The sequence below is a fragment of the Enterobacter sp. K16B genome (assembly GCF_020216105.1).
GTDB lineage: Bacteria > Pseudomonadota > Gammaproteobacteria > Enterobacterales > Enterobacteriaceae > Enterobacter > Enterobacter sichuanensis.
Map to the genome: position 1 here is coordinate 15390 of NZ_JAIWJZ010000046.1, position 12289 is coordinate 27678.

General features: G+C 53.1%; 9 protein-coding genes. 5 read left to right on the plus strand and 4 right to left on the minus strand.

Features of this window, described 5'->3' with window-relative positions:
* Positions 1-38: 38 nt before the first annotated feature.
* The 3 genes from chiP to nagE all read right to left on the minus strand — a co-directional run bounded on the left by chiP (position 39) and on the right by nagE (position 5741).
* Positions 39-1436, minus strand: a complete 1398-nt coding sequence (gene chiP / locus LDK53_RS11000) for a chitoporin ChiP (protein WP_225287214.1) — start codon at positions 1434-1436, stop codon at positions 39-41.
* Between the two features lie 446 nt (positions 1437-1882).
* Entirely contained in the window at positions 1883-3550 is a 1668-nt protein-coding gene (gene glnS, locus LDK53_RS11005; RefSeq protein WP_025756354.1) for a glutamine--tRNA ligase, read from the minus strand.
* Between the two features lie 169 nt (positions 3551-3719).
* The gene (gene nagE / locus LDK53_RS11010; protein WP_025756353.1) at positions 3720-5741 is read right to left on the minus strand and encodes an N-acetylglucosamine-specific PTS transporter subunit IIBC; all 2022 of its coding nucleotides are present in this window, start codon (positions 5739-5741) and stop codon (positions 3720-3722) included.
* Between the two features lie 328 nt (positions 5742-6069).
* Between nagE and nagB the strand changes: the two genes are divergently transcribed.
* The 5 genes from nagB (at position 6070) to asnB (ending at position 12015) form a co-directional block, all read left to right on the plus strand.
* Positions 6070-6870 carry a glucosamine-6-phosphate deaminase gene (gene nagB / locus LDK53_RS11015; protein WP_013097568.1) on the plus strand — a complete coding sequence of 267 codons (801 nt, stop codon included), beginning with the start codon at positions 6070-6072 and terminating at the stop codon, positions 6868-6870.
* Between the two features lie 55 nt (positions 6871-6925).
* Positions 6926-8074 (plus strand): N-acetylglucosamine-6-phosphate deacetylase, encoded by a 1149-nt coding sequence (gene nagA, locus LDK53_RS11020; protein WP_225287215.1) that lies wholly within the window; start codon positions 6926-6928, stop codon positions 8072-8074.
* An 8-nt stretch (positions 8075-8082) separates the two neighbouring features.
* Entirely contained in the window at positions 8083-9303 is a 1221-nt protein-coding gene (nagC, locus tag LDK53_RS11025; protein WP_025756351.1) for a DNA-binding transcriptional regulator NagC, read from the plus strand.
* Between the two features lie 45 nt (positions 9304-9348).
* Positions 9349-10101, plus strand: coding sequence for a ribonucleotide monophosphatase NagD (nagD, locus tag LDK53_RS11030; RefSeq protein WP_025756350.1), 753 nt, complete (start codon positions 9349-9351; stop codon positions 10099-10101).
* A 249-nt stretch (positions 10102-10350) separates the two neighbouring features.
* The gene (asnB, locus tag LDK53_RS11035; RefSeq protein WP_025756349.1) at positions 10351-12015 is read left to right on the plus strand and encodes an asparagine synthase B; all 1665 of its coding nucleotides are present in this window, start codon (positions 10351-10353) and stop codon (positions 12013-12015) included.
* Here asnB and LDK53_RS11040 read toward each other — a convergent pair.
* Positions 12006-12200: a hypothetical protein gene (locus LDK53_RS11040; protein WP_225287216.1), complete on the minus strand. Its 195-nt coding sequence runs from the start codon at positions 12198-12200 to the stop codon at positions 12006-12008. The genes asnB and LDK53_RS11040 overlap by 10 nt on opposite strands.
* Between the last annotated feature and the right edge of the window lie 89 nt (positions 12201-12289).

The window sequence follows — 12289 nt, forward strand, 5'->3', positions numbered from 1 at the left end:
GTCTCCTGTCCGGCGGGCACTGCCCGCCAGACGATTCATCAGAAGATGGTGAACGGTGCGATAACCATGAATTTCACGTCACGTTCATCCTGGAAGATGTTGCCGTAACCGCCCGCATAGCTCGGGATATCGGAGTGGTTGTCATACTGGGTGAAGTGCAGTTTGAACATCGTGCCTTTTGCGCGACCATCCTGCAGGGTATAGATCGCATCCAGGCTGTAGGCGGACTCTTTCAGGCGATAGTTTGGATCGTAGTAAGCGTCTGGTGTGGCCATATCGGCAGGTTTTGCATCCCAGGCGTAAGCGTAAGAAGCCCCCACCGCCCAGCCAGGCAGGTTCCAGTTTTTCAGGTCATACATCGCACCGAAGAAGACCGCTTTCTCGCCGTCGGCGTTGAAGTCTGAACGGTTATCCCACCAGATATCAAGACGGCCATTGGACGATGCATAGGTCGGGGTCATACGCTGCAGGAAGTAACCCTGCTGCCCTTCCGCCTTCACCCACGTTCCTTCCAGACGTAAATCAACCTGGCCTACCTTGTAGCCGAAAGTCAGAGCCTGTAACCATGCTGTACCGTCATAGATGTCGTTGACGCCACCATCACTGACTTTATCGCGCGTGCCGTAGAACTGATAGCTGGTGCTCAGCGGGCTACCGGCGATATCAAATTTGTAGCTGGCTTTGGCAAAATACTGATCGACATAACCTTCTGCCTGACCAAATGCCGCTTCAAGAACCAGATCGTTTTTGAAGTCGTATTTCGCACCCAGCGAGTGCAGGTAATCGACTTTGGTTTTTTTATCGTTCTGGTAGAACTTGTCCATTTCGATGTGCCACGGAGCTTTGTACTCGTTGGTCCACATGTAAGAGAAGCTCAACGCACCCGCATCACCATAGTCGAAGTTCGCCCCGGCTTCGGCCCCCTGATAAGTGCCCGGCATAAAACTCCAGTGCGGCGCTAACAGCGTCTGGCCGGTTGGCTGAATATAGCCCCCGCGCGCCCATACCGGGCCGTATTTAAATTTCGCTGCGGCCTTGTAAAGGCTGATACCGCTTTTATCTCCAGACCAGTCTTCTTTATAGGCTTTGTTGCTGGAGGAGAAGGCAATTTCGTTAGGGTGGGCGCTGTCGCCGTTTTCCGCCATTTCGATCGCGGTGAATGCAGCAATATCCAGACCGAACATATCCGCGGCGTAGCCTGACTGGAAGTCCAGATTGGCGTTCCAGGTGGAGTGAGAAAGGTTGGTTTTATATTTGTCTTCGGTAACGTCTTTACGGTCACGCTCACGCTGCCAGTAATAAATACCGCCCGTGAGGGTAGAATCTTCGATGAAACCCGCCGCTTTTGCCTCTGGGGTAACGACCAGGCCCGACATTGCTGTCACACCGGCAATAGCCAGCGCCAGCGCACTACGTTTGCCACTGAACGTACGCATAGATTATTCCTCTTTGACGAATTAAAACGCCTGAAACGGCGAAAATAAAAAAGACCCAATGGTCAGGGGTAGTTATAAATACCCTCGAATTAACTACCGTCTTTAGGTTATTTTTCGCGACGCGAATTATCAATGCTTTTCAGCGGGCAAAAGTCAGGATTATGACGAAGTGCACATAATTGGTAGTGCTTTGTAACATTTACCGGAGGACGAGATTTGGCGGGGTAAGACATTAAATTTCAGTAGCTAAGATCGCTAAACTCTGTAACGTTTTCCTCATTCTGTTTTTATGGAAACAAACAAACTTTTTTCAGGAAAATAAGTAGCACCACATTGACCTGATATTTTCACCGAAAGGTTTACGGCCCGACTTTAACGATATGATCATAAATAAAAAAAACGCCGCAATACGCGGCGTTTGTCTCTCATTGACCAATACAGCGTTATTATTCGCCGATCTTAGTCCATGTATCACGCAGACCCACGGTACGGTTAAATACCGGTTTTTCCGCCGTGCTGTGACGGCTGTCGAGGCAGAAGTAACCTTCACGTTCGAACTGGAACGCTTTGCCCGCTTCAGCCGCTTTCAGTGATGGCTCCGCATAGCCCTGTTTGATAACCAGTGATTCCGGGTTAATGGTCGCCAGGAAGTCTTCAGCCGCACCCGGGTTAGGCACGCTGAACAGACGATCGTAGAGGCGAATTTCGACCGGCAGCGCGTGGGGCGCACTCACCCAGTGAATAACGCCTTTTACCTTGCGTCCGTCCGCCGGATCTTTGCTCAGGGTCTCTGCGTCGTAAGAGCAGAAGATGGTGGTGATGTTACCTTCCGCATCTTTCTCCACGCGCTCGGCTTTGATGACGTAAGCATTACGCAGACGCACCTCTTTACCCAACACCAGACGCTTGTACTGCTTGTTAGCTTCTTCGCGGAAGTCAGCACGATCGATCCAGATTTCACCGCTGAACGGCACATCACGGCTTCCCATTTCCGGTTTGTTCGGATGGTTAGGCATGGAGACCAGCTCGCTTTCACCCTGCGGATAGTTCTCGATAACCAGTTTCACCGGGTCGATAACTGCCATCGCACGCGGTGCGTTTTCGTTGAGGTCTTCGCGAATGCAGGATTCCAGAGACGCCATTTCAATGGTGTTGTCCTGCTTGGTCACGCCAATGCGTTTGCAGAACTCACGAATAGACGCGGCAGTATAACCACGACGACGCAGACCAGAGATGGTCGGCATACGCGGGTCATCCCAACCCTCAACGTGCTTGTCGGTGACCAGCAGGTTCAGCTTACGCTTGGACATCACGGTGTATTCCAGATTCAGACGAGAGAACTCGTACTGACGCGGATGCACAGGAATGGTGATGTTATCCAGTACCCAGTCGTACAGACGACGGTTGTCCTGGAACTCCAGCGTACACAGCGAATGGGTGATACCTTCCAGCGCATCGCTGATGCAGTGGGTGAAGTCGTACATCGGATAGATGCACCACTTGTTACCGGTCTGGTGGTGTTCAGCGAACTTGATACGGTACAGCACCGGATCGCGCATTACGATGAACGGAGACGCCATGTCGATTTTGGCACGCAGACACGCTTTGCCTTCTTCGAAGCCACCCGCACGCATTTTTTCAAACAGCGCCAGGTTCTCTTCCACGCTGCGATCGCGGTACGGGCTGTTTTTACCCGGTGCGGTCAGCGTACCGCGATATTCACGGATTTCATCCGCAGACAGCTCGTCGACATACGCCAGACCTTTGTTGATCAGCTCAACCGCATAGGCGTACAGCTGATCAAAATAGTCAGAGGAGTAGCAGATATCGCCAGACCAGTTGAAGCCCAGCCATTGCACATCGTTCTTGATCGACTCAACGTATTCGATGTCTTCTTTTACTGGGTTGGTGTCATCGAAACGCAGGTTGCACTGCCCGTTATAGTCCTGGGCAATGCCAAAGTTCAGGCAAATTGATTTTGCATGACCAATGTGCAGATAGCCGTTCGGCTCCGGCGGGAAACGGGTATGGATCGTGGTGTGCTTACCACTGGCCAGATCTTCATCGATGATCTGACGAATAAAGTTACTCGGGCGGGCTTCTGCCTCACTCATCGTGGATTCCTCAAAGCGTAAACAACGTATAACGGCATATGATCTTATAAGCCGGACGTAGTGACAACCCTTAAAACGGCTCTGAAGAAAATAATGGGGGTATTTGCTGCAAAAAAAAGCGGCGGAGGAGATCCCCCGCCGCTTAAGGCATGACTCTACTCAGGAGCGATTACTTGCCTTTAATCTCATACAGCGGTGTTTGGCCCGCAACAACCTGACCTTTCGCCTGAATGACCAGGCCACTGAAGTCGTCGATGTTGCTGCAAACCACCGGGCTTATCATGGAGCGCGCGTTGGCGTTCAGGAAGTCCAGATCCATTTCCAGAATCGGCTGCCCGGCGACCACTTCAGCGCCCTCTTCCACCAGGCGAGTAAAGCCCTGACCGTTCAGCGCTACGGTATCGATACCCATGTGGACAACGATCTCTGCGCCATTTTCGGTTTCGAGGCAGAACGCGTGGTTGGTGTTGAAGATTTTCACAATGGTACCGGCAGCAGGAGACACAACGGTTTTGTCCGTTGGTTTCACCGCGACACCGTCACCCACCGCTTTGCTGGCGAATGCTTCATCAGGCACCTGCTCAATCGCCACGACTTCACCGGTGACAGGAGAAACCAGCGCAGCAACGGTTTTGGCGTTTGGTACGGCCTGCGGTTTTGCAGCAGCAGGTGCGGCAGCGGGGGCAGCGCCTGCTTCAGCGGCGGCAACCGGGCCAGTTGTTTTCATGGCGTTGGCAATTTTTTCCGCAACGAAGCCGACAATAATCTGCACGCTGGTTTTGTTCAGGCGGATAACGCCGGACGCGCCCAGACGTTTTGCCAGCGCTTCATTCACCAGAGAGGAATCTTTCACATTCAGACGCAGACGGGTGATACAGGCATCAATGCCGGTCAGGTTGTCAGACCCCCCGACAGCGGCGATGTACTGACGCGCCAGACCAGAAACATCCTGATCCTGCGCACCGCTCACGTTCACGTCCTGACCATCCGCTTCGCTACCGGCCACAGCCAGCTCACGACCCGGGGTCATCAGGTTGAATTTGGTGATAGTGAAACGGAACACCACGTAGTAGATCGCGAAGAACACCAGACCTTGTGGAATCAACATCCACCAGTGGGTCGCCAGCGGGTTACGGGAAGAAAGCACCATATCCACCAGACCCGCACTGAAGCCAAAGCCCGCAATCCAGTGCATGCTGGCAGCGATAAACACGGAGATACCGGTCAGCACAGCGTGGATCACATACAGTACAGGTGCCACGAACATGAAGGAGAATTCCAGCGGTTCGGTGATACCGGTGAAGAAGGCCGCAAACGCCCCCGCCATCATAATACCCAGCACTTTAGCTTTGTTCTCTGGACGCGCGCAGTGGTAGATAGCCAGCGCAGCACCCGGCAGACCAAACATCATGATCGGGAAGAAGCCAGCCTGGTAGCGACCGGTGATACCGACAACCGCTTTACCGGCTTCGATGGACTGTGCGCCACCCAGGAAGTTAGGGATATCGTTAATACCCGCAACGTCGAACCAGAATACGGAGTTCAGCGCGTGGTGCAGACCAACCGGGATCAGCAGACGGTTGAAGAACGCGTACACGCCCGCCCCGATGGAGCCCAGTTTCTGAATGTGCTCACCGAAGTTAACCAGACCGTCGAAGATCATCGGCCAGATGTACATCATGATGAACGCAACAACGATCATCACGAACGAGGTCAGGATTGGCACCAGACGACGGCCGCTAAAGAAGGAGAGCGCTTTTGGCAGTTCAACGCTACTGAAGCGGTTATACAGTTCGGCGGAGATGATACCTACAAGGATACCGACAAACTGGTTGCTGATCTTACCGAATGCCGCCGGCACCTGGTCCGCCGGAATTTTTTGGATCATCGCCACTGCTGCTGGTGAGCAGAGCGTGGTTAAGACGAGGAAACCGACAAAACCGGTCAGCGCAGCGGCACCGTCTTTGTCTTTGGACATACCATAAGCCACACCAATCGCAAACAACACGGACATATTGTCGATAATGGCGGAGCCTGACTTGATAAAGAACGCCGCCAGCGCGCTGGTGCTACCCCAGCCGTTGGGGTCGATCCAGTAGCCGACACCCATCAGGATGGCTGCGGCAGGCAGCGTGGCGACCGGCACCATCAGTGCGCGACCAACCTTTTGTAAATAACCTAGAATACTCACTTTCTTCCCCCTATGAGACCCCGTTTAAGGCGTGTTCTCAGCTCTGTTTTTTATTGTGTCACGAACTATAGATACAGTTGATGATTCACTGGCATTGTGAGTGTGTGAAAAATTAATTCGTATCGCAAATTAAACACCTGCTTTTTGTGATTTTTGTCACCAAATACCGTTTCTCACCCTCCCTTTCACTGGCTAACAACGAAAACTTATTTTATCATTCGAAAAATCAAGACGGATTGATCCGGCCTGAAAGGTTCCAGGTTACGCTTACGTATCAGGTCCCGATAGCCATCCGCCCACTCTTCTACTTTAACTCTTGAGGTGAACAATGAGACTGATTCCCCTGGCCACTGCTGAACAAGTCGGTAAATGGGCCGCTCGCCATATCGTTAACCGCATCAACGCGTTCAAACCGACCGCCGATCGTCCTTTCGTACTTGGCCTCCCGACGGGCGGCACACCGCTGACCGCGTATAAGGCCCTGGTTGAGATGCACAAAGCAGGCCAGGTTAGCTTCAAACATGTTGTAACCTTCAATATGGACGAATACGTCGGCTTACCGAAAGATCATCCGGAAAGCTACCATAGCTTTATGCACCGCAATTTCTTTGATCACGTTGATATTCCAGCTGAAAATATTAACCTGCTGAATGGAAACGCGCCTGATATTGACGCAGAATGCCGTCAGTATGAAGAAAAAATCCGTTCTTACGGTAAAATCCACCTGTTTATGGGCGGTGTGGGTAATGACGGTCACATCGCATTTAACGAGCCGGCATCGTCTCTGGCGTCCCGTACCCGTATTAAAACGCTGACCCATGACACGCGCGTGGCAAACTCCCGCTTCTTTGATGGCGATGTGAACCAGGTTCCAAAATACGCCCTGACCGTAGGCGTAGGCACCCTGCTGGATGCCGAAGAAGTGATGATTCTGGTGCTGGGCAGCGTGAAGGCGCAGGCGCTCCAGGCAGCCGTTGAAGGCAACGTTAACCATATGTGGACCATCAGCTGCCTGCAGCTGCATCCAAAATCAGTCATCGTCTGCGACGAGCCATCCACGATGGAGCTGAAGGTAAAAACGTTGAAATACTTCAACGAGTTAGAAGCTGAGAACATCAAAGGTCTGTAATTGAATAACCGCCTCTTCAACAAGAGGCGGCCGCTTTTTTTAACCGGGGGTCGTTATGTACGCTTTAACCCACGGTCGGATTTATACCGGCCATGATATTCTGGATGACCATGCGATTGTTATCGCCAATGGCCTGATTGAACGTGTTTGCCCGCTGGCAGAGCTGCCGCCGGAGATTGAACAGCGCTCACTCAATGGAGCAGTAATCTCCCCCGGTTTCATCGACGTACAGCTGAACGGCTGCGGCGGTGTGCAATTTAATGACTCCGCCGACGCGGTGACGGTCGAAACGCTGGAGATCATGCAGAAAGCCAACGAGAAATCTGGCTGCACCAGCTATCTGCCAACGCTCATCACCAGCAGTGATGACCTTATGAAACAGGGTATCCGCGTGATGCGTGAATACCTGGCCAAACATCCCAATCAGGCGCTGGGTCTGCATCTTGAAGGACCATGGCTCAATATGGTCAAGAAAGGGACCCATAACCCGGATTACGTGCGCAAACCGGATGCGGAGCTGGTGGATTACATGTGTGCGAACGCTGATGTGATCACCAAAGTCACACTGGCACCTGAAATGACCGGCACTGAGGTCATCAGCAAACTGGCCGCCGCCGGGATTGTGGTTTCAGCAGGCCACTCTAACGCCACGCTGAAAGAGGCGAAAGCCGGTTTCCGCGCGGGCATTACCTTTGCGACGCACCTTTATAACGCCATGCCGTATATCACGGGGCGTGAACCGGGTCTGGTCGGTGCGATTCTGGATGAGCCGGACGTATACTGCGGCATTATCGCCGACGGTTTACACGTCGATTACACCAACATTCGCAATGCCAAGCGACTGAAAGGTGACAAGCTTTGTCTGGTCACGGATGCCACCGCACCGGCAGGTGCAAATATTGAGCAGTTCATTTTTGCCGGTAAAACAATATACTACCGCAATGGACTGTGTGTGGATGAAAACGGTACGCTGAGTGGTTCCTCTTTGACCATGATTGAAGGGGTGCGTAACCTGGTGGAACATTGCGGGATTGCGCTTGATGAAGTCCTGCGTATGGCCACCCTCTATCCAGCTCGCGCAATGGGCGTGGATAAACAGCTTGGCGGAATTGCACCAGGTATGGTTGCAAACCTGACGGCATTCACACACGATTATAAAATTATTAAGACCATCGTTAATGGTAACGAGGTCGTCACTGAGTAAGTAAAAGTATGACACCTGGCGGACAAGCTCAAATCGGTAATGTCGATCTCGTTAAACAACTTAACAGTGCGGCGGTATATCGCCTGATTGACCAACATGGTCCAATCTCACGTATCCAGATAGCCGAACAAAGCCAGCTTGCTCCCGCCAGCGTGACAAAAATTACCCGCCAGCTCATCGAGCGCGGTCTGATCAAAGAAGTCGATCAGCAGGCCTCTACCGGGGGCCGCCGCGCGATCTCCATTGTTACCGAAACCCGTAATTTTCAGGCGATCGGCGTCCGGCTGGGTCGTCATGACACCACGCTCACGCTCTACGATCTGAGCAGCAAAGCCATTGCGGAAGAACACTACCCCCTTCCGGAGCGTACCCAGGAAACACTGGAGCATGCGCTGCTGAACACCATCGCGCTGTTTATTGAAAGCTGTCAGCGCAAGATCCGCGAACTCATCGCCATCTCGGTGATCCTGCCCGGTCTGGTCGATCCGGAAAGCGGCGTGATCCGTTATATGCCGCACATTCAGGTTGAAAACTGGGGGCTGGTCGACGCGCTGGAAAAGCGTTTTAAAGTGACCTGCTTTGTGGGCCATGACATTCGCTCTCTGGCGCTTGCTGAGCACTACTTTGGTGCGAGTCAGGACTGCGAAGACTCTATTCTGGTGCGCGTTCACCGCGGTACGGGCGCCGGCATTATCTCTAATGGCCGTATTTTTATTGGTCGCAACGGTAACGTCGGTGAGATTGGCCACATTCAGGTTGAACCCCTCGGGGAGCGCTGCCACTGCGGAAACTTCGGTTGCCTTGAAACCATTGCCGCCAACACCGCCATCGAGCAGCGCGTCCGCCATCTGCTGGAACAGGGTTACCAAAGCCGCGTGACGCTGGACGACTGCAAGATAGGCACCATCTGTAAAGCCGCCAATAAAGGCGACGCGCTGGCCTGCGAAGTGATCGAACAGGTGGGACGCCATCTGGGGAAAACCATAGCCATCGCCATTAACCTGTTTAACCCGCAAAAAGTGGTGATCGCAGGTGAAATTGTGGAGGCAGAAAAGGTTCTGCTCCCCGCCATTGAAGGCTGTATTAACACCCAGGCGCTGAAAGCATTCCGCCAGAACCTCCCGGTGGTTCGTTCAAAGCTTGACCATCGCTCGGCGATTGGCGCGTTCGCGCTGGTCAAACGGGCAATGCTCAACGGAATTCTGCTGCAGCATTTGCTGGAAAGTTAATCGGACCTTATAGTAACGCCTTCTTTTTTTGATGTCGGAATGTCCATGACCATTAAGAATGTAATTTGTGATATCGACGGCGTGCTGATGCACGACAACGTTGCCGTGCCGGGTGCTGCGGAGTTTCTTCACCGTATCATCGACAAAGGAATGCCTCTGGTTCTTCTCACGAACTACCCTTCTCAGACCGGTCAGGATCTGGCAAACCGCTTTGCGACGGCGGGTGTCAACGTCCCGGACAGCGTGTTTTATACCTCGGCGATGGCCACGGCGGATTTTCTGAAGCGTCAGGAAGGGAAAAAAGCCTACGTGGTTGGTGAAGGGGCGCTGATCCACGAGCTGTACAAAGCGGGCTTTACCATCACCGACGTCAACCCGGACTTTGTGATCGTGGGTGAAACGCGCTCCTACAACTGGGAGATGATGCATAAAGCCTCTTTCTTTGTGGCTAACGGCGCGCGCTTTATTGCCACCAACCCGGATACCCATGGCCGCGGCTTTTATCCGGCCTGCGGCGCGCTGTGCGCCGGTATCGAGAAGATCTCCGGGCGCAAGCCGTTCTATGTCGGCAAGCCAAGCCCGTGGATCATTCGTGCCGCGCTCAACAAGATGCAGGCCCACTCTGAAGAGACCGTGATTGTCGGCGACAACCTGCGCACCGATATTCTGGCCGGTTTCCAGGCCGGTCTGGAGACGATTCTGGTGCTCTCCGGCGTCTCTCAGCTTGATGACATCGATTCAATGCCGTTCCGGCCAAGCTGGATTTACCCCTCCGTCGACGAGATTGACATTATCTGATACCGAACCATGCCTCAGGGCGTGGTTCTTTATTTTTATGTATGCAAAACCCAATTCCATCTAACGAAAAGACGCTTTTATTGAATAATCATCAATAAATGCGCTCATCACATACGCGTTTTTCACTAATCCGCAACCGCCATTGCACTATTTCCGTTTTCACCCGCAAAACGCTTGCGCGCCCTTCCCCTTTGCGGCATTTTCATAAGCAAGCAACATCACAACGCAACAGGGTTAACGGAGAAGGTTATGTGTTCTATTTTTGGCGTACTGGATATTAAAACTGACGCGGGCGAACTGCGTAAAAAAGCACTCGAACTGTCCCGCCTGATGCGCCATCGCGGCCCGGACTGGTCCGGCGTTTACGCCAGTGACAAAGCCATTCTGGCACACGAACGTCTGTCAATCGTCGACGTCAATGCCGGTGCACAGCCGCTGTATAACGAGAAAAAAACGCACGCGCTGGCGGTTAACGGTGAGATTTACAACCACCAGGCGCTGCGCGCCGAGTACGGTGACCGCTACGCGTTCCAGACCGGCTCTGACTGTGAAGTCATCCTGGCGCTGTATCAGGAGAAAGGACCCGAGTTCCTGGACGACCTTCAGGGTATGTTTGCATTCGCCCTGTACGACAGTGAAAAAGACGCCTACCTGATTGGCCGTGACCATATCGGTATTATCCCGCTGTACATGGGCCACGATGAACACGGCAACTTCTATGTCGCGTCTGAGATGAAAGCCCTGGTGCCGGTTTGCCGCACCATTAAAGAGTTCCCGGCGGGCAGCTACCTGTGGAGCAAAGACGGCGAGATCCGTCAGTATTATCAGCGCGACTGGTTCGACTATGATGCCGTAAAAGACAACGTCACGGACAAAGCCGAGCTGCGCCAGGCACTGGAAGATTCCGTGAAAAGCCACCTGATGTCTGACGTGCCCTACGGCGTGCTGCTCTCCGGCGGTCTGGACTCCTCCGTGATCTCGGCGATCACCAAGAAATTTGCCGCCCGCCGTGTGGAAGATCAGGAGCGCTCTGAAGCCTGGTGGCCACAGCTGCACTCCTTTGCCGTGGGTCTGGAAGGAGCGCCTGACCTGAAAGCCGCGCAGGAAGTGGCAAACCATCTGGGGACGGTGCACCATGAAATTCACTTCACCGTGCAGGAAGGTCTGGATGCGATCCGCGATGTGATCTATCACATTGAAACTTATGATGTGACCACCATTCGCGCCTCCACGCCAATGTACCTTATGTCGCGCAAGATCAAGGCGATGGGCATTAAGATGGTGCTCTCCGGTGAAGGCTCTGATGAAGTGTTCGGCGGCTACCTGTACTTCCACAAAGCGCCAAACGCCAAAGAGTTACACGAAGAGACGGTGCGTAAACTGCAGGCGCTGCACATGTTTGACTGCGCACGAGCTAACAAAGCGATGTCCGCCTGGGGCGTAGAAGCACGCGTTCCGTTCCTGGATAAGAAATTCCTTGATGTGGCGATGCGCATCAACCCGCAGGATAAAATGTGCGGCAACGGCAAAATGGAAAAACATATCCTGCGCGAATGTTTTGAATCCTACCTGCCGGCAAGTGTGGCATGGCGTCAGAAAGAGCAGTTCTCTGATGGCGTAGGCTACAGCTGGATCGACACCCTGAAAGAGGTGGCGGCGAAACAGGTTTCAGACCAACAACTGGAAACCGCCAGCTTCCGCTTCCCGTACAACACGCCGGGCTCTAAAGAAGCGTATCTGTACCGTGAGATCTTCGAAGAACTGTTCCCGGTACCAAGTGCTGCAGAGTGTGTGCCAGGGGGGCCGTCCGTCGCCTGCTCTTCCGCGAAAGCCATTGAATGGGATGAATCTTTCAAAGCGATGAACGATCCATCAGGCCGCGCGGTAGGCGTTCACCAGTCTGCCTATAAATAATCAATCATTTCATCATCAGGCCCTGCGGGGCCTGATTTTTTTCGCTCCACTTTTCCTCCGCTAAAACCGATTAATAACCAATAATTGCCGAATATTCGGCCACGCTGTTCGCAACCTAACCAAACAGTCACATTCCCGCCATTTTCGTTGAAAAAGGTGTTGACGCTGCAAGGGTCTATACGCATAATGCGCCCCGCAACGCCGATAAGGTAACGCGAAAAAAAGATGGCTACGTAGCTCAGTTGGTTAGAGCACATCACTCATAATGATGGGG